This window comes from Pseudomonas sp. B8(2017) (genome assembly GCF_002113575.1).
GTDB classification, from domain to species: domain Bacteria; phylum Pseudomonadota; class Gammaproteobacteria; order Pseudomonadales; family Pseudomonadaceae; genus Aquipseudomonas; species Aquipseudomonas putida_Z.
This window is the reverse complement of sequence record NZ_NEIO01000015.1, coordinates 41813-59374: the sequence shown is the minus strand read 5'-3', so window position 1 is coordinate 59374 and position 17562 is coordinate 41813. Positions and strand designations below refer to the sequence as shown.

Genomic DNA, 17562 nt, shown 5'->3' with positions numbered 1-17562 from the left:
TACATTCAACATCGCATTCGCGGGCATGCCCGCTCCCACAGGGTCAGGTGAAAACTTCAGAAAGGGGCATGAGATACGAGCTGACCGCTGATGAAGCCCCAGGCGACAAGGCCGATGGTCAGCGCCGCCAGGGTCACTCGCACGGTCAGCGCTTTCAATAAACGGGTCGAGTTTTCATCGTCCTTGACCAGAAACACCAGGCCGCTGAACAGGCTGGCAATCGTGGCCAACAGCATCAGGACAATCGCGGCCTTGAGCATGGCGATACTCCGGGGGGATGCGGTGATGTGGATAAGTATAGCGATCGGCCCGACGAGGCTCCGATGAGGCCGTTTCGTCCGGGCTGGGTACCAACCCTTGTGGTGCTTGCGCTGCTGCCGGGGCTGATCGCGCTTGGCTGCTGGCAACTCGGCCGTGCCGAGGAAAAGCGCGTGCTGCTGGCCGCCTATGCCGAGCGGCGGGTCGAAGCGCCCGTGGCCACGGCCCAGCTGACAGCGAACCAGGACAATGCCTTCCGCCGCGTGCATCTCTATGGCCGCTTCGACGCCGAGCACAGCCTGCTGCTGGACAACCGCATGCGTGATGGCCAGGCCGGTGTCGAGCTGCTGCAACCCTTCCATGATCAGGCCAGCGGCGTGTGGCTGCTGGTCAACCGCGGCTGGCTGCCCTGGCCGGACCGCCGCGTGCCGGTGCATTTCGATACCCCTGCCCAGGCGTTGGCGCTGGACGCTTCGGTGTATGTCGCGCCTGGCAGCACGTTCCAGCTGCACCCCGACCCTGCAGGCGGCCAATGGCCGCACCTGCTGACTGCCGTGGATGCCGCGCAGCTATGGCAACAGCTCGATCGCGAAGGCTTCGCCCATGAGCTGCGCCTGGAGCCCGGCCCGGCGACCTATCGCCTGGACTGGCCGGTCGTTGCCATGGGCCCGGAAAAACACCTGGGTTACGCCGTGCAGTGGTTTGCCCTGGCAACCACTTTGGTACTGCTCTACCTCTACTTCGGCTGGCACCACAACAAGGAGAAACGCCATGGCCACCGCCACTCCACTGGAAGTGCCTGAACGTAGCAAACCCAGAGCCCGCGGGCGTTTGCAGCTGCTGTTGATTCTGCTGGTGGTGCTCGGGCCGATGGTTCTGGCCACCAGCATGTACAAGCTCAAGTTCTGGGTGCCGGACGGCCGCAGCTACCACGGCGTGATGATCGGCAACGGTGAGAGCCTTTCCGATATCGGCGTGGCGGGCCAGGACGAGCGCTGGCAGCTGCTGGTGAGCACACCCACAGCCTGTGCCGAGGATTGCCAGCGGCTGGTGTACCTGGCCCGGCAGATCCAGGTCGGCCTGGGCCGTGATGCCAGCCGTGCCAGCCATGCCTTGGCGGCCGCCCAGCCGGCAAGTGCCGACTACCAGGCGTTGCTCGGCCGCGAATACCCACAGTTGCAGCGTTACCCGCTGGATGCGCAACGCTACCTGCAAAAGGTCGGCGAGGCCGGCCCGCAGCTGTGGATCGTCGACCCACACGGCAACCTGGTGCTGCGCTACGACGCCAAGGTCAACGGCAAGCATGTGCTGGACGACCTGCGCCACCTGCTCAAGCTGTCCAACATCGGCTAGGAGCCTGCCATGGCCAGACCCGGATTCCGCCTTGCTGTGTTCGCCACCTTGCTGGCACTGCTGGTCGTCCTGCTCGGTGCCTATACCCGCCTGACCCACGCCGGCCTCGGCTGCCCGGACTGGCCGGGTTGCTACGGCTTCATCAGCGTGCCCAAGAGCGAAGCGCAGCTGGCTCATGCCGAGCTGCATTTCCCCGAACACCCGGTGGAAGCCGCCAAGGGCTGGGCCGAGATGGTCCACCGCTATTTCGCCGGCACCCTGGCGATGGTGATCGCCCTGCTCGCCTTGCAGGCGCTGCGCCGGCATGCCCGCGATGGCCAGCCTTACCGCCTGCCCTTGCTGCTGCTGGGCGTGGTGCTCGCCCAGGCAGCCTTCGGCATGTGGACGGTCACCCTCAAGCTGTGGCCGCAGGTGGTCACCGCGCATCTACTCGGCGGCTTCACTACCCTGAGTTTGTTGTTCCTGTTGTCCCTGCGTCTGTCCCGGGCCTTTGCGCCCTTGCCAAAGCTGCCATTGAGCCTGCGTCGGATCGCTGCGCTGGCCTTGCTGGTGGTGATCGGCCAGATCGCCCTGGGCGGCTGGGTCAGTGCCAACTACGCGGCCGTCGCCTGCATCGACCTGCCCACCTGCCACGGCCAGTGGTGGCCGGCGGCGGACTTCAGCAACGGGTTCCATCTGACCCAGCACGTCGGGCCCAATTACCTGGGCGGGCAACTGGACAGTGATGCGCGCACGGCCATCCACATCAGCCACCGCTTGGGCGCATTGCTGGTGACCTGCGTGCTGCTGATGCTCAGCTGGAAGCTGCACCGCTGCGGCCTCCCTGGCCTGGCGCGGCTGGTGCTGCTGGCGCTGGTGGTGCAAGTCGGCCTGGGCATCAGCAATGTGCTGCTGCACCTGCCGCTGGCCGTAGCCGTGGCGCACAACGCTGGTGGGGCGCTGTTGCTGCTGAGCATGGTGCTGGTGAACTACCGCATCCGTGTGGTCGACAAAGTTCGCGTGGGTGTCGGCCATGGCTGGCGCCTGCGGCCCGTGGCTGGCGTGGGCATTTCCCACCACATGAGGAATGATTCGTGGCGACGCTTCTGAGCACACAGAGGGCCAGTTGGCGTGATTACCTGGAGCTGACCAAGCCCAAGGTGGTGGTGCTGATGCTGATCACCTCGCTGGCGGGTATGTTCCTTGCCACCCGTGCGGGTGTCAGCTGGAGCGTGCTGCTGTTCGGCAACCTGGGCATCGGCTTTTGTGCAGGCGGCGCGGCGGTGGTCAACCATGTGGTGGACCGACGCATCGACGCGCTGATGGCGCGTACCCACAAGCGGCCGCTGGCCCAGGGCCGGGTCGAGCCGCTGCCGGCGCTGCTGTTCGCCCTGGCGCTGGCGCTACTGGGCATGGCCCTGCTGCTGGTGTTCACCAACGCCCTCACCGCCTGGCTGACACTGGCTTCCCTGCTCGGCTATGCGGTGCTCTACACCGGTTTTCTCAAGCGCGCCACGCCGCAGAACATCGTCATCGGCGGCTTGGCTGGCGCCGCCCCGCCGTTGCTGGGCTGGGTGGCGGTCAGCGGCCATGTCAGCGCCGAGCCCCTGTTGCTGGTGCTGATCATCTTCGCCTGGACCCCACCACACTTCTGGGCCTTGGCCATCCACCGCAAGGAGGAATACGCCAAGGCCGATATCCCGATGCTGCCGGTGACCCACGGCGAGCGCTACACCAAGCTGCATATCCTGCTGTACACCCTGGTATTACTGGCGGTGAGCCTGCTGCCGTACGCCATCCACATGAGCGGCCCGCTGTACCTGGCCTGCGCCCTGGTGCTGGGCCTGCGCTTCCTGCAATGGGCCTGGGTGTTGTACCGTGGCAGCCGGCCGCACGCAGCGATCGGCACCTTCAAGTACTCTATCGGCTACCTGTTCGCGCTGTTCATCGCGTTGCTCCTCGACCACTACCTGTTGCTGAACCTATGACCCGAACCCAGAAAACCGTCTTCATCCTCGTTGCCCTGGTCGCGTTGATCCTGGGCCTGACCGTCAACAAGGTGCTCAATGGCCGCGACCAGCCCAACCCCACCGAGCTGATCGATGCCGGCATCATCCTGCTGCCGCAGAGCCGTACCGTGGCCGATGTGACCATGACCAACCAGGACGGCCAGCCGGTGCAACTGGATGACCTGAAGGGCAAATGGTCGCTGCTGTTCTTCGGCTACACCTACTGCCCGGACATCTGCCCGACCACCCTGGCCCAGCTGCGCCAGGTGAAGAGCGAGCTGCCCAAGGAGGCCGTCGACCGGCTGCAGGTGGTGCTGGTGAGCGTTGACCCGAACCGCGACACGCCGAACCAGCTGAAGCAGTACCTGGGTTATTTCGACAAGGATTTCGTCGGGGTGGCGGGGTCGATCGAGGATACCCAGAAGCTGGCCAATGCCTTGAGCATTCCGTTCATTCCGGCCGATACCAGCAAGCCGGGGTATACCGTGGATCACAGCGGCAACCTGGCGGTTGTGGGGCCGGATGGGCGTCAGCGCGGGTTCATTCGGGCGCCGTTCAACAACCAGAAGCTGGTGGCGCAGTTGCCCGGGCTTGTGAAGCGGGATTGAGATTTTTGGGCCTGCTGCGCAGGCCTATCGCGACACAAGGCCGCTCCCACAAAGTCCGGCGTACGTCTCGGTCCTCATGGTTTGGCTGCCAGGGCAAATCGCCGGCAAGCCGGCTCCCACAGGGACCTCACAGGGCCTGAGGCTGGCGCTGTACCTGTGGGAGCTGGCTTGCCGGCGAATGGGCCGCAAAGCGGCCCCGGGGATTTCGGATCAGAACGCCGGAACCACAGCGCCTTTGTACTTCTCGTTGATGAACTGCTTCACCTCAGGCGAGTGCAGCGCAGCAGCCAGCTTTTTCATGGCGTCCGAGTCCTTGTTGTCCGGGCGGGCAACCAGGATGTTCACGTAAGGCGAGTCGCTGCCCTCGATGACCAGGGCGTCTTTCTCCGGGTTCAGCTTGGCTTCCAGCGCGTAGTTGGTGTTGATCAGGGCAGCATCGACCTGGGTCAGCACGCGCGGGATGGTGGCTGCTTCCAGCTCACGGAACTTCAGGCTTTTCGGGTTCTCGGCAACATCCTTCACGGTGGACAGGATGTTCTTGTTGTCCTTCAGCTTGATCACACCGGCCTTGTCCAGCAGCAGCAGCGCGCGGCCGCCGTTGGTGGCGTCGTTGGGGATGACCACGGTGGCGCCGGAGGACAGCTCGTCCAGCTTCTTGATCTTGGTCGAGTACACGCCCAGCGGTTCGATGTGCACGCCGGCAACGCTCACCAGGTTGGTGCCCTTGGCCTTGTTGAACTCATCCAGGTACGGCTGGTGCTGGAAGAAGTTGGCGTCCAGGCGCTTTTCGGCCACCTGCACGTTCGGCTGGATGTAGTCGGTGAATTCCTTGACCTTCAGCTCCACGCCCTCTTTCGCCAGTGCAGGTTTGACGAAGTTGAGGATCTCGGCGTGCGGTACCGGGGTAGCGGCAACGGTCAGGGACTCGGCGTGGGCCGAGAAGGCCGCGACAGCGGCGACAACAGCAAGCAGCTTCTTCATTGATCACTCCTTGTGAGGGCCGCGACGGCCCCCGAACGGGTCGGCCGGGCCGACCCCATTGGGGTTACTTACGGGAAAAATGCACGACCAGTTTGTCGCCCACGCTCTGCAGGACTTGAACCAGTACCAGCAACAGCACCACGGTGACGACCATCACGTCGGTCTGGAAACGCTGGTAGCCGAAGCGGATGGCCAGGTCGCCCAGGCCGCCGGCACCGACCACACCGGCCATGGCGGTGTACGACACCAGGGTGATGGCGGTGACGGTAATGGCCGCGAAGATGCCCGGGCGGGCCTCCGGCAGCAGTGCGCTGGTGATGATCTGGCGGGTGGTGGCGCCCATCGACTGGGTGGCTTCGATGATGCCGCGGTCCACTTCACGCAGGGCGGTTTCCACCAGGCGCGCGAAGAACGGCGTGGCACCTACCACCAGCGGCGGAATGGCGCCGGCAACGCCCAGCGAAGTGCCGGTGATCAGCACGGTGATCGGGATCATCACGATCAGCAGGATGATGAACGGCAGCGAGCGCAGGATGTTGACGATCAGCGACAGCAGCGCATACACACCCTTCTGCTCGAACATCTGTTTCGGCCCGCACAGGAACAGCAGCACGCCCAGCGGCAGGCCGAGCAGCACGGTGAAGAACAGCGAGCCGAACAGCATGATCATGGTGTCGACGCTGGCCAGCCAGATTTCGGCCCAGTCGACGTTGGCAAAGAAATTCAGGGCGTCCATCAACGCAGTACCTCCATATGTACGTCAGCTGCCTTGAAGCGGGCAAACGCCGCTTCCATGTCACCGCCGATCAGGGCGAGGGTGAGCTGGCCATAGGGGACATCCTTGATGCGGTCGATACGCCCGGCGAGGATGCTGTAGTCCACGCCGGTTTCGCGGGCCACGGTGCCCAGCAGCGGCGCATAGGTGGCGTCGCCCTGGAAGGTCAGGCGCACGATACGGCCCGGCACATGGGCGAAGTCGTCCCGCTGCTCGCCTTCGTCGACCTGCTCGTCTTCCTGGACGAAGCGCTTGGTGGTGGGGTGCTGCGGGTGCAGGAACACCTCGGCCACCGAGCCCTGCTCGACGATCTGGCCGGCGTCCATCACTGCCACGCGGTCGCAGACCCGGCGGATCACGTCCATTTCGTGAGTGATCAGCACGATGGTCAGCTTCAGCTCACGGTTGATTTCGGCCAGCAATTGCAGGACCGAGGCGGTGGTTTGCGGGTCGAGGGCGCTGGTGGCCTCGTCGCACAGCAGGATCTTCGGGTTGGTGGACAGGGCGCGGGCGATGCCCACGCGCTGCTTCTGGCCACCGGACAGCTGCGCCGGGTACTTTCTGGCGTGGTCGGAAAGGCCGACGCGGGCCAGCAGCTCGGTCACGCGCTTGTCGATTTCGCTGCGCGACAGCTCGCCGGCCAGGGTCAGTGGCAGGGCAACGTTGTCGGCGACGGTCTTGGAGGCCAGCAGGTTGAAGTGCTGGAAAATCATCCCGACCTGCTGGCGGAAACCGCGCAGCTGGCTGGCGTTGAACGCGGTAACGTCTTCGCCGTCGACGATGATCTTGCCGCCGGAAGGCTCTTCCAGGCGGTTGATCAGGCGCAGCATGGTGCTCTTGCCGGCGCCGGAATGGCCGATCAGGCCGAACACCTGGCCATCTTCGATGGTCAGGCTGGTCGGATTCAGTGCGGGGATTTCCCTACCGGCGACGCGGTAGGTCTTGTGTACCTGTTGGAACTCGATCACGTAGCGAACCTTGTGGGGCGCATGGAATTTGGGTCAGCGGTTGGCTGGGGTCGCGCATTTTAGCCTTTTCCCATAGCTGTTCTTAGCATTTATTTCGTAATGCACCAATCCTTCGGGCATATCGCGACAACCGGTAATCCTGATTGAACGCTCGGCAAAGCCTCCCGGTCACTACTTGCACAAGCCCGAAACGGGTACGCCTGAAGACTGACGAGGAGAGCCGACCATGCCCAGCAAGAACACGGACGCGCCGAAGCACAGCGAAGCCGCTGGCACCCAGACCCCGGACCGGGCCAACACCAACGCCAAGTTACAGAGCCTGGAGGCTGACCGTAGCGATGCGACGGGTCATGCGCTGCGCACCAACCAGGGGGTGCGCATCGCTGACAACCAGAACACGCTGAAGGCCGGAGATCGAGGCCCCTCGCTTCTCGAAGATTTCATCATGCGCGAGAAGATCACGCACTTTGACCACGAACGCATCCCTGAGCGCATCGTGCATGCGCGAGGGACGGGGGCGCATGGCTATTTCCAGAGCTATGGCAACCACGCAGAGCTGACCAAGGCGGGCTTCCTGCAGGACCCGGAGAAAATCACGCCCGTGTTCGTGCGATTTTCCACGGTACAGGGCCCGCGTGGCTCAGCCGACACCGTGCGTGACGTGAGGGGCTTTGCGGTCAAGTTCTACACCGATGAAGGCAACTTCGACCTGGTGGGCAACAACATGCCGGTGTTTTTCATCCAGGATGCGATCAAATTCCCGGATTTCGTCCACGCCGTAAAGCCAGAGCCGCACAACGAGATCCCGACCGGCGCTTCGGCCCATGACACCTTTTGGGATTTCGTCTCGCTGGTACCGGAGTCGGCCCATATGGTCATGTGGGCGATGTCGGACCGTGCTATCCCGCGCAGCTTGCGGATGATGGAAGGTTTCGGGGTGCATACCTTCCGCCTGATCAACGCCCAGGGCGTAGCCAGTTTCGTCAAATTCCACTGGAAGCCGCGCCAGGGTGTGCACTCCTTGCTATGGGACGAAGCGCAGAAGCTGGCAGGCAAGGACGCTGATTTCCAGCGTCGCGACTTGTGGGAGGCTATCGAGACGGGCGATTACCCTGAATGGGAATTGGGTGTGCAGATTGTGCCGGAAGCCGACGAGCACAAATTTGATTTCGACCTGCTGGACCCGACCAAGATCATCCCGGAAGAACTGGTGCCGGTTACACCTTTGGGCAAGATGATCTTGAATCGCAACCCGGACAACTTCTTTGCTGAAGTGGAGCAGGTGGCGTTCTGCCCGGGTCATATCGTGCCTGGTATCGACTTTACCAACGACCCCTTGCTGCAGGGGCGGCTGTTCTCCTACACCGACACGCAGCTTAGCCGCCTGGGCGGGCCCAACTTCCACCAGATCCCCGTCAACCGCCCCGTCGCTCCTAACCACAACAACCAGCGTGACGCCTTGCATCAGCATGTGGTTCACAAAGGTCGCGCATCCTACGAGCCCAATTCCATCGACGGTGGCTGGCCGAAGGAAACGCCACCAGCCGCGCAGGATGGCGGCTTCGAGAGCTACCAGGAGCGTATCGATGCACACAAGATCCGCCAGCGCAGCGATTCGTTCGGCGACCATTTTTCGCAGGCGCGGTTGTTCTTCCAGAGCATGAGCCCGACCGAGCAGCAGCACATCATCAAGGCCTACAGCTTTGAACTGGGCAAGGTGGAGCGGGAGACGATCCGTGCTCGGGAAGTGAATGAGATTCTCGCCAACATCGACCTGAAGCTGGCGGCTGCGGTTGCTGCCAACCTCGGTTTGCCTGCTCCGAGCGCGGGCACTGTTCAAGTGAAGGGAAGCCAGCTTGCGCAGTCGCCTGCCCTGAGCCAGATGAACCACCCGGGCTCGGTTGGCATCAAGGGGCGCAAGATTGCCGTGCTGGTAGCAGATGGCGTAGACGCTGCCAGCGTGGACAAGTTGGTCAAGGCCCTGGAAGCACACAGTGCCCGGCCATTGCTCCTGGGGCCGACCTCAGCACCGGTGAAGGCTGCGGACGGCAAGCAACTGCCGGTGGATGCTTCCATGGAGGGGATGCCATCGATCATGTTCGACGGAATTGTCGTGCCGGGTGGCAAGGCTTCGACCGATGCGCTGGCGACCAGCGGGTTGGCCAAGCATTTCCTGCTGGAGGGCTACAAGCACCTGAAGGCGATGGTGTTGACCAAAGAGCTTTTGGGCAGCTTGGGGCTGAAAGAAGACAAGGGGTTGCTGCTGGGGGATGAGCAGAAGACCGTGGATGCCTTCGTCAAAGCGGTAGAAGGGCATCGGGTGTGGGAGCGGGAGGCGGCTGCGGAGGCTGTGCCTGCCTAAGGGGCCGCTTTGCAGCCCATCGCCGGCAAGCCAGCTCCCACAGGTACTGCACCAGGCTTGAAATTGGTGCGGTCGAGGTGGGAGCTGGCTTGCCGGCGATAGGGCCCGGGAGGCTTATTGCTGATGCGGAACCAGAACTACCTGCGCCGGCAGCGACCGCTGAATCTCGTGCTTCTGCTTCAGCTCGAACCCGCTGTCGATCTTGCGCACGCGCTTCTCCAGCAAGGTCTTCAGCCAAGGCGCATCCTCGGTGCGCGGCACCTGGAACACCACATCGCACTGGTAGCTCACCACATCGGCGGCAATGTCATCCAGCTGGCGACGCATGGCGCGGCTGTCGGTGGTCTTCAAGGCCACGACGGTGCTCGGTGCAGCCGGGTCGATGATGCGCGCCTTGGGCTTGGCCTCGGCCGCTTTCAGCGCCGCTTCAGCCTTCTCCAGTTCGGCCTTGCGCGCCTGGGTCACGGCGTCGCCACCAGTCACCGCCGGGGCTTGCGGCATCAGCGCGCGGGCACGGGCCAGGGCGGTGGCGGCAGCGTTCACATCACCCTTCTGCAGGAAGATCTGGCTGCGTTGCAGGTAGGCTTCGGCAAGCTGGCGCTGGTATTGCTCCAGGCGCGCGTCATCCGGCGCCTGGGCCTGCAGGGCTGCCAGCTGGTCTTCGGCGGTGGCCAGCTCGTTGCTGGCGATGTTCTGTTGCAACTGCTGCCAGGCATCGGCTTGGGCAGGTGCGGTGGCCTGTTCGACCGGCGCGCTGGAACACGCAGCCAGGAACAGGGAAAACGCGGCAACAAGCAGATAACGGGAGGCGAACGGCTTCATTCCTGCGACTCTCTATTTGCGCAAAAAGCGAGCAAGTCTACACCCAGGTGCGCACGCTCGAAAACAAGTCTTACAGACCCTTTACGTGCGAAAAGGTTGCAGGGCGCGCCTTCACGCGCCCTGTTTTTCAGCGTTTTGGCAGGGCCAGGCTCAGCAAGAATAGCACCGCCGCGCAGACCACGATCGACGGGCCGGCGGGGGTGTCCTTGAACCAGGACATGGCCAGGCCACCGCATACCGCGGTCACGCCCAGCAGGCTGGCGCCCAGGGCCATCTGCTCGGGAGAACGGGCGTGACGTTGCGCCGCAGCGGCAGGAATGATCAGCAGCGAGGTGATCAGCAGCACGCCGACGATCTTCATGGCCACGGCAATCACCACCGCGATCAGCAGCATCAGCGCCATGCGCAGCCCGGCCACCGGCAGGCCTTCGACCATGGCCAGCTCTTCGTGCACGGTGACTGCCAGCAACGGCCGCCACAGCGCAGCGAGCAGCAGCAACACCAGCGCGCTGCCGCCGAGGATCCAGGCCAGGTCGGTGGTGCTGATGGCCAGCAGGTCGCCGAACAGGTAGGCCATCAGGTCGATGCGTACATCATGCATGAAGCTCAGCACCACCAGGCCCAGCGACAATGTGCTGGGGGCGAGTATGCCGAGCAGGGTATCGGAGGCCAGCGGTTGGCGTTGCTGCAAGGTCACCAGCAAGATCGCCAGCAACAGGCAGCCCACGGTTACCGCCAGCGCCGGGCTGACGTCCAGGGCAAAGCCAAGGGCCACGCCGAGCAGGGCGGCGTGGGACAGGGTGTCGCCAAAATAGGCCATGCGCCGCCACACCACGAAGGAGCCCAGTGGGCCGGCCACCAGCGCCAGGGACAAACCGGCAAGCAGGGCGTAGAGAAGAAAATCAGCCATGCTTGCAGTGCGCTCCGTGAACATGGGTGCCAGGGGCGACCACCGAGCCATGCAGGTCGTGGCTGTGGTCGTGATGGTGGTGGTAGATGGCCAGGCTGGGTGCGGCGGTCTGGCCGAACAGCTCGACGAATGCCGGGTCGCCGCTTACCTGCTCGGGGTGGCCCGAGCAGCACACGTGGCGGTTCAGGCACACCACCTGGTCGGTGGCGCTCATCACCAGGTGCAAGTCGTGGGAAACCATCAGCACGCCGCAGCCGTGGCGGTCGCGCAGGCGGGTAATGAGGTTGTACAGCTCGGTCTGGCCGACCACGTCTACGCCCTGCACCGGCTCGTCGAGCACCAGTAGCTGGGGTTCGCGCAGCAGGGCGCGGGCCAGCAGCACGCGCTGCATCTCGCCGCCGGAAATGGTCTGGATCGGGCTGTCGATGACCTGCTCGGCACCCACTTCCTGCAACGCCGACAAGGCTGCCGCGCGGTCTACACCGGGCACCAGGCGCAGGAAGCGCAACACCGACAGCGGCAGCGTGGCATCGACCTGGATCTTTTGCGGCATGTAGCCAATGCGCAGTTTCGGCTTGCGCCATACCTTGCCGCGGTGCGGCTTGAGCAGGCCGAGCACGGCGCGCACCAGGGTGGTCTTGCCCGCGCCGTTCGGGCCGATCAGGGTGACGATCTGGCCAGGTGCGACCGACAGGTCGATGCTGTCGAGCACCGCCTCGCCACCGAAGGTGACGCCGACCTGCTCCAGGCGGATCAGTGCATCGCTCATGCCGCGCTCCGGCAATTGCTGCACAGACCGACCACTTCCACCGTCTGGGTCTCGACCGTGAAACCCACGCCCTTGGCGCTGCTGATGATGGCGTCGCTGATACTGTCCTGTTCCAGCTCGATGGCCACATGGCAGGCCCGGCAGATCAGGAACTGCCCCTGGTGCAGGTGTTCCGGGTGGCTGCAGCCGATGAAGGCGTTGAGCGAGGCGATGCGGTGCACCAGGCCGTTTTCCAGCAGGAAGTCCAGCGCACGGTACACCGTGGGGGGCGCGGCGCGGCGGCCGTCCTGCTCACTGAGCACGGCGAGGATATCGTAGGCGCCCAGGGGCTTGTGGCTTTGCCACACCAGTTCCAGCACTCGACGGCGCAGCGCGGTCAGGCGCAGGCCCTGGCGGGTGCACAAGGCGTCGGCTTCAGCCAGTGCGCTGTGTACGCAATGGGAATGATCGTGAGGACGGTTGGCCAGCGGCGTGATGGACATGGGCAGCGACGGTTCTGGATGGAGACGTTATTATGTTACCTGTTTCTGACGACTCGAGTATTCACCGTGTCCCGATTCCTAGTCCTTTTTGTCGCTTTCATCGCATTTTCCGCCCAGGCCGACGTGCGCGTGCTGACCAGTATCAAACCCCTGCAGCAGATTGCCGCCGCCGTGCAGAATGGTGTTGGCAACCCCGAGGTATTGCTGCCGCCGGGTGCTTCGCCGCACCACTACGCGCTGCGCCCGTCCGACGTACGGCGGGTGGGCGATGCCGACCTGCTGTACTGGATCGGCCCGGACATGGAGGGCTTCCTGCCGCGGGTACTGGGCAATCGCAGCAAGGCCACGGTGGCCGTGCAGGCGCTACCGGGCATGAAGCTGCGGCATTTTGGCGAGGACAGCCATTCCCACGAGGAAGAAGACCACGACGACCATGATCATGACCACCGCCCGGGCAGCCTGGACGCGCACCTGTGGCTATCGTCGGTCAACGCGCGGGTTATTGCAGCGAAAATGGCGGCTGACCTGGCGCAGATCGATCCGGCCAATGCGGCGCGCTACCAGAGCAACCTCAAGGCCTTCGACGAACGCCTGAACGCACTGGATGGGCGGATCAAGGCGCGGGTGGCCGGGATTGCCGGCAAGCCTTACTTCGTGTTCCACGAAGCGTTCGACTATTTCGAGGCCGAGTATGGCCTGAAGCACACCGGGGTGTTCAGCGTGGCGTCCGAGGTGCAGCCGGGTGCGCAGCACGTGGCAGCCATGCGCAAGCGCCTGCAGGAAGTGGGCAAGACCTGTGTGTTCAGCGAACCGCCGCTGCGGCCGAGGCTGGCCGAGACCTTGACCGCCGGGCTGCCGGTTCGCCTGGCCGAGCTGGATGCCCTGGGCGGTACCGACCCGGTGGATGGCAAGGGCTATGAGCGCTTGCTGGAGAAGCTGAGTGGCGACCTGGTTGGGTGCCTGGAGCAGTTGTAAGCCTGTACCGGCCTCTTCGCGGGCACGCCCGCTCCCACAGGTACAACGACAACCTTGAGGTTTGTGTTATCCCCGTGGGAGCGGGCATGCCCGCGAAGAAGCAGAAGCTGGACTAGAGGGCAAACGGCAGGTGCAAAGCCACCTGCTGACGCTGCGCCAAACGCACTTCGAACTCGCTCGGGTCGTGGATCATCACATCCATCCCGGCAAACGATTCCGCTGCAATCAGGCGCGACAGCCAGAAGCGCACGCAGCCTACCCGCAACATCTCCGGCCACAGCTCGGCTTCGGCCGCGGTGAACGGCCGCAGTGCCGCATAGGCCGCCAGCAATGCCTGGGCGCGTGGCACGTCGATCGCGCCGTGTTCATCCAGGCACCAGTCGTTCACGGTGATGGCGATGTCATACAGCATCGGCCCGGAACAGGCGTTGTAGAAGTCGATCACACCGGTCAGGTGGGTGCCCTCGAACATCACGTTGTCGCGGAACAGGTCGGCATGCAGGTTGGCCCGTGGCAGGGCCAGGATCTGTGCCTTGTGCGCGCTGATTTCATCCAGCGCCGGCTGCAGCAGCGCGGCTTGCTCGGCGGTAAGGCGCGGCAGCAGCTCGGCACCCGAGGCCAGCATCCAGTCCAGGCCGCGGTCGGTGCGGCGCTCGATGATGTGCTCGCGGGTAGCCAGGTGAATGTGCGCCAGCAGCTCGCCAACCTGGGCGCAGTGCTGGGCGTTCGGTGCCTTGATGTGCTTGCCCGACAGCCGTGGCTGCAGCAGCGCCGGCTTGCCGCACAGCTCGCGCAGGCCATTGCCGTCGCGGTCGCGTATGGCATAGGGCACCGGCATGTCGGCTGCGTGCAAAGTGTCCAGCAGCTCGATGAAGAACGGCATGTCCTCGCTGGGCCCGCGCTCGATCAGCGTCAGGACGAACTCCCCCTGTTCGAGGCTGACGAAGAAATTGCTGTTCTCTGTGCCGGCGGCGATGCCCTGGAAATCGAGCAGACGACCCAGCGCGTACGGCGCCAGAAAGGTTTCCAGCTCAGGCCGGGTCACGGGGGTGAAGACTGACATGATGAAAAAATGCCCATACGGGCACTTCCGCCGGGAAGTGCCGGGTTGATGTGAACGGTGCGCGTCAGATTACCACTCGAAGATCTTCCAGGACGGAATCAGCATGTCCGGCTGGTCGGATCGAATGAAATTGCCATCAGAGCCATCGGCGCGTACCAGGAAATAAGGCTTGCCGTTTTTCGGCGTGATCTTGATCGCATACAGGAACCCGTTCTGCCGGTACTCCTGGATGGTTTTGTCGCCTTCCGTGCGAATGGTCACCTCGGGATCGGCCGAGGGGGCGTCGTCCGCCGCCAGGGTGACGACAGGCATGGTGGCCAACAGACCGAGCAGTAACAGGCGATTGAGTGTACGCATGATAACCTTGTCCCTTTGTCGTCAATGATTCTGGCTATTCTAGCGCCGGACCCGTCGAAAAGGTTGATTCTGCTCATGAGCCAAGCGCCCCTCGTCCTGGTGGACGGTTCCTCCTACCTGTACCGCGCCTTCCACGCGCTGCCGCCGTTGACTACCTCCAAAGGCATGCCGACCGGCGCGGTGAAGGGGGTGCTGAACATGCTCAAGAGCCTGCGCAAGCAATACCCCGACAGCCTGTTCGCGGTGGTGTTCGACGCCAAGGGTGGCACCTTCCGCGATGCCATGTTCGCCGAATACAAGGCCAACCGCCCAAGCATGCCGGACGACCTGCGGGTGCAGATCGAGCCGCTGCACGCCAGCGTCAAGGCGCTGGGCTACCCGCTGCTGTGCGTCGAGGGGGTCGAGGCCGACGACGTGATCGGCACCCTGGCGCGCAGCAGCGCCGCGCTGGGCCGCCCGGTGATCATCTCGACCGGTGACAAGGACATGGCGCAGCTGGTGGACGGGCACATTACCTTGGTCAACACCATGACCGGAAGCGTGCTGGACGTGGCTGGCGTGCACGAGAAATTTGGCGTCGGCCCGGAACATATCATCGACTTCCTGGCGCTGATGGGCGACAAGGTCGACAACATCCCCGGTGTGCCGGGCGTGGGCGAAAAAACCGCGGTGGGCCTGCTGACCGGTATCGGCGGCGGCCTCAGCGACCTGTACGCCAACCTGGACAAGGTCCCGACGCTGGCCATTCGCGGCGCCAAGACCCTGCCGGCCAAGCTGGAAGAGCACCGCGACGCGGCGTTCCTGTCTTATGAGCTGGCTACCATCAAGGTCGACGTGCCCCTGGATATCGAAGTAGATGCCCTGGTGTGCGGCGAACCTGATCGCGACGCGTTGCTGGCGCTGTACACCGAGATGGAATTCAAGAGCTGGGTCGCCGAGGTGCAGCGTGACGCTGCCAAGGCCGGTGACGACATCGCGCCGATCGCGGAGCCGGTGGCCAAGACCGAGCCCAGGTACGAAACCATTCTCGACCAGGAACGTTTCGACTTCTGGCTGGAGAAGCTGCGTCAGGCGCCACTGTTCGCCTTCGACACCGAGACCACTGGCCTGGACGCACAGCAGGCGCAGCTTGTCGGCCTGTCGTTCGCCGTCGAGCCGCATGAAGCGGCCTATGTGCCGCTGGCCCACGACTATGAAGGCGCGCCGGTCCAGCTGGACCGCGCCGCCGTGCTGCTGGCGCTGAAGCCGCTGCTGGAAGACCCGGCCAAGGCCAAGGTCGGGCAGAACGCCAAGTACGACATCAACATCCTCGCCAATGGCTCGCCCGCCATAGAAATGCGCGGCGTTGCCTACGACACCATGCTCGAGTCGTACGTGCTGAACTCCACCGCCACCCGTCACGACATGGACAGCCTGGCGCTGAAGTACCTCGACCACACCACCATCGCCTTCGAGGACATCGCCGGCAAGGGCGCCAAGCAGCTGACCTTCAACCAGATCCACCTGGACAAGGCCGGCCCCTACGCTGCCGAAGACGCCGACATCACCCTGCGCCTGCACCAGGCGCTGCAGGCGCGCCTGGCGCAGACGCCGAGCGTGCAGCCGGTGCTGATGGACATCGAGATGCCGCTGGTGCCGGTGCTGGCCAAGATCGAGCGCCAGGGGGCGCTGGTCGATGCCGCGCTGCTGCAGGTGCAGAGCGGTGAGCTGGGGGTGAAGATGGCCGAGCTGGAGCAGCGTGCCTATGAGCTGGCCGGTGAGGAGTTCAACCTCGGCTCGCCCAAGCAGCTGGGCGCGATCCTCTACGACAAGCTGGGCATGCCGGTGCTGAGCAAGACCACCAAGGGCCAGCCATCCACGGCAGAAGCGGTGCTCGACGAACTGGCCGAGCAAGGCTACCCGCTGCCGGAGGTACTGATGCAGTACCGCAGCCTGAGCAAGCTCAAGAGCACCTACACCGACAAGCTGCCGGGGCAGATCAACCCGCGCACCGGGCGTATCCACACCTCCTACCAGCAGGCGGTAGCGGCCACCGGCCGGCTGTCGTCCAGCGACCCGAACCTGCAGAACATCCCGATCCGCACTGCCGAAGGCCGGCGCATCCGTCAGGCCTTCGTCGCCAGCCCGGGCTACAAGCTGCTGGCGGCGGACTACTCGCAGATCGAGTTGCGCATCATGGCCCACCTGGCCAAGGACGAAGGCTTGCTGCATGCCTTCCGCAACGACCTGGACGTGCACCGCGCCACGGCGGCGGAAGTATTCGGCGTAGCCCTGGAAGACGTCACCACCGACCAGCGCCGCAGTGCCAAGGCCATCAACTTCGGCCTGATCTACGGCATGAGCGCCTTTGGCCTGGCCAAGCAGATCGGCGTCGACCGCAAGCAGTCGCAGGATTACATCGACCGCTACTTCGCTCGCTACCCGGGCGTGCTGGCCTACATGGAGCGCACCCGCGCCCAGGCGGCGGAGCAAGGCTTTGTCGAAACCCTGTTCGGCCGCCGCCTGTACCTGCCGGATATCAATGCCAAGAACCCGGCCCTGCGCAAAGGCGCCGAGCGCACGGCGATCAACGCCCCGATGCAGGGCACTGCGGCCGATATCATCAAGCGGGCCATGGTCAATGTGGATAACTGGCTGAGCGAGAGCGGGCTGGACGCCCGGGTGATCCTGCAGGTACACGACGAACTGGTGCTGGAAGTGCGCGAGGACCTGGTGGAGCAGGTGAAAGATGAAATTCGCCAGCACATGAGCAAGGCCGCGCAGCTGGATGTACCGCTGCTGGTCGAGGCAGGAATTGGTGCGAATTGGGACGAAGCTCACTGATCGGGCGGGGAAAGCTGTGTAGGATCCGTGATGTAGGGATGCGGATCCTGGCACCGCTCAGTGCCAGT

At 64.2% G+C, this 17562-nt stretch carries 18 protein-coding genes; 8 read left to right on the top strand and 10 right to left on the bottom strand.

Translation table 11 applies throughout. The annotated features are described in order from the left end of the window. Nucleotides 1-56: 56 nt before the first annotated feature. Nucleotides 57-260 (bottom strand): twin transmembrane helix small protein, encoded by a 204-nt coding sequence (locus tag CAG22_RS19730; RefSeq protein ID WP_003258925.1) that lies wholly within the window; start codon nucleotides 258-260, stop codon nucleotides 57-59. A gap of 63 nt (nucleotides 261-323) precedes the next feature. Between CAG22_RS19730 and CAG22_RS19725 the strand changes: the two genes are divergently transcribed. The 5 genes from CAG22_RS19725 to CAG22_RS19705 are packed head-to-tail and all read left to right on the top strand — an operon-like array spanning nucleotide 324 to nucleotide 4207. Beyond that, nucleotides 324-1061 (top strand): SURF1 family protein, encoded by a 738-nt coding sequence (locus CAG22_RS19725; RefSeq protein WP_075046854.1) that lies wholly within the window; start codon nucleotides 324-326, stop codon nucleotides 1059-1061. Then, complete coding sequence (locus CAG22_RS19720) at nucleotides 1030-1611, top strand: hypothetical protein (protein ID WP_025337212.1); 582 nt, start codon at nucleotides 1030-1032, stop codon at nucleotides 1609-1611. The genes CAG22_RS19725 and CAG22_RS19720 overlap by 32 nt, the downstream gene beginning before the upstream one ends. A gap of 9 nt (nucleotides 1612-1620) precedes the next feature. Continuing rightward, nucleotides 1621-2700: a heme A synthase gene (locus CAG22_RS19715; protein ID WP_015268468.1), complete on the top strand. Its 1080-nt coding sequence runs from the start codon at nucleotides 1621-1623 to the stop codon at nucleotides 2698-2700. Then, the gene (cyoE, locus tag CAG22_RS19710) at nucleotides 2685-3578 is read left to right on the top strand and encodes a heme o synthase (RefSeq protein WP_025337214.1); all 894 of its coding nucleotides are present in this window, start codon (nucleotides 2685-2687) and stop codon (nucleotides 3576-3578) included. Before CAG22_RS19715 ends, cyoE begins: the two co-directional genes overlap by 16 nt. Beyond that, on the top strand, nucleotides 3575-4207 hold the full coding sequence (locus tag CAG22_RS19705) for an SCO family protein (protein ID WP_013970305.1): 633 nt from the start codon (nucleotides 3575-3577) through the stop codon (nucleotides 4205-4207). Before cyoE ends, CAG22_RS19705 begins: the two co-directional genes overlap by 4 nt. Before the next feature lie 210 nt (nucleotides 4208-4417). On the opposite strand, the gene CAG22_RS19700 is transcribed toward CAG22_RS19705, so the two are convergent. From CAG22_RS19700 to CAG22_RS19690, 3 genes are all read right to left on the bottom strand, one after another. Continuing rightward, nucleotides 4418-5188 (bottom strand): MetQ/NlpA family ABC transporter substrate-binding protein, encoded by a 771-nt coding sequence (locus tag CAG22_RS19700; RefSeq protein ID WP_025337216.1) that lies wholly within the window; start codon nucleotides 5186-5188, stop codon nucleotides 4418-4420. 64 nt (nucleotides 5189-5252) lie between these two features. After that, nucleotides 5253-5924 carry a methionine ABC transporter permease gene (locus CAG22_RS19695; RefSeq protein ID WP_013970307.1) on the bottom strand — a complete coding sequence of 224 codons (672 nt, stop codon included), beginning with the start codon at nucleotides 5922-5924 and terminating at the stop codon, nucleotides 5253-5255. Beyond that, nucleotides 5924-6931: a methionine ABC transporter ATP-binding protein gene (locus CAG22_RS19690; RefSeq protein WP_003256960.1), complete on the bottom strand. Its 1008-nt coding sequence runs from the start codon at nucleotides 6929-6931 to the stop codon at nucleotides 5924-5926. The genes CAG22_RS19695 and CAG22_RS19690 overlap by 1 nt, the downstream gene beginning before the upstream one ends. Before the next feature lie 226 nt (nucleotides 6932-7157). On the opposite strand from CAG22_RS19690, the gene katE reads away from it, so the two are divergent. Further along, nucleotides 7158-9293 (top strand): catalase HPII, encoded by a 2136-nt coding sequence (gene katE / locus CAG22_RS19685; protein ID WP_085588929.1) that lies wholly within the window; start codon nucleotides 7158-7160, stop codon nucleotides 9291-9293. 114 nt (nucleotides 9294-9407) lie between these two features. Here the strand turns inward: katE and CAG22_RS19680 are convergent, their stop codons facing one another. The 4 genes from CAG22_RS19680 to zur all read right to left on the bottom strand — a co-directional run bounded on the left by CAG22_RS19680 (nucleotide 9408) and on the right by zur (nucleotide 12276). After that, nucleotides 9408-10115: a PA5502 family lipoprotein gene (locus tag CAG22_RS19680; RefSeq protein ID WP_046615275.1), complete on the bottom strand. Its 708-nt coding sequence runs from the start codon at nucleotides 10113-10115 to the stop codon at nucleotides 9408-9410. A gap of 127 nt (nucleotides 10116-10242) precedes the next feature. Next, on the bottom strand, nucleotides 10243-11025 hold the full coding sequence (znuB, locus tag CAG22_RS19675) for a zinc ABC transporter permease subunit ZnuB (RefSeq protein ID WP_003253007.1): 783 nt from the start codon (nucleotides 11023-11025) through the stop codon (nucleotides 10243-10245). Then, entirely contained in the window at nucleotides 11018-11794 is a 777-nt protein-coding gene (znuC, locus tag CAG22_RS19670; protein WP_025337219.1) for a zinc ABC transporter ATP-binding protein ZnuC, read from the bottom strand. Before znuC ends, znuB begins: the two co-directional genes overlap by 8 nt. Then, nucleotides 11791-12276 (bottom strand): zinc uptake transcriptional repressor Zur, encoded by a 486-nt coding sequence (gene zur / locus CAG22_RS19665; RefSeq protein WP_025337220.1) that lies wholly within the window; start codon nucleotides 12274-12276, stop codon nucleotides 11791-11793. The genes znuC and zur overlap by 4 nt, the downstream gene beginning before the upstream one ends. A gap of 18 nt (nucleotides 12277-12294) precedes the next feature. Between zur and CAG22_RS19660 the strand changes: the two genes are divergently transcribed. After that, on the top strand, nucleotides 12295-13251 hold the full coding sequence (locus tag CAG22_RS19660) for a zinc ABC transporter substrate-binding protein (protein ID WP_085705993.1): 957 nt from the start codon (nucleotides 12295-12297) through the stop codon (nucleotides 13249-13251). A 112-nt stretch (nucleotides 13252-13363) separates the two neighbouring features. On the opposite strand, the gene CAG22_RS19655 is transcribed toward CAG22_RS19660, so the two are convergent. After that, on the bottom strand, nucleotides 13364-14314 hold the full coding sequence (locus tag CAG22_RS19655) for a homoserine kinase (RefSeq protein ID WP_024087954.1): 951 nt from the start codon (nucleotides 14312-14314) through the stop codon (nucleotides 13364-13366). Between the two features lie 69 nt (nucleotides 14315-14383). After that, nucleotides 14384-14671: a DUF2782 domain-containing protein gene (locus CAG22_RS19650; protein WP_013970316.1), complete on the bottom strand. Its 288-nt coding sequence runs from the start codon at nucleotides 14669-14671 to the stop codon at nucleotides 14384-14386. A gap of 75 nt (nucleotides 14672-14746) precedes the next feature. On the opposite strand from CAG22_RS19650, the gene polA reads away from it, so the two are divergent. Then, nucleotides 14747-17494 (top strand): DNA polymerase I, encoded by a 2748-nt coding sequence (polA, locus tag CAG22_RS19645; RefSeq protein ID WP_085588937.1) that lies wholly within the window; start codon nucleotides 14747-14749, stop codon nucleotides 17492-17494. Nucleotides 17495-17562 lie beyond the last annotated feature (68 nt).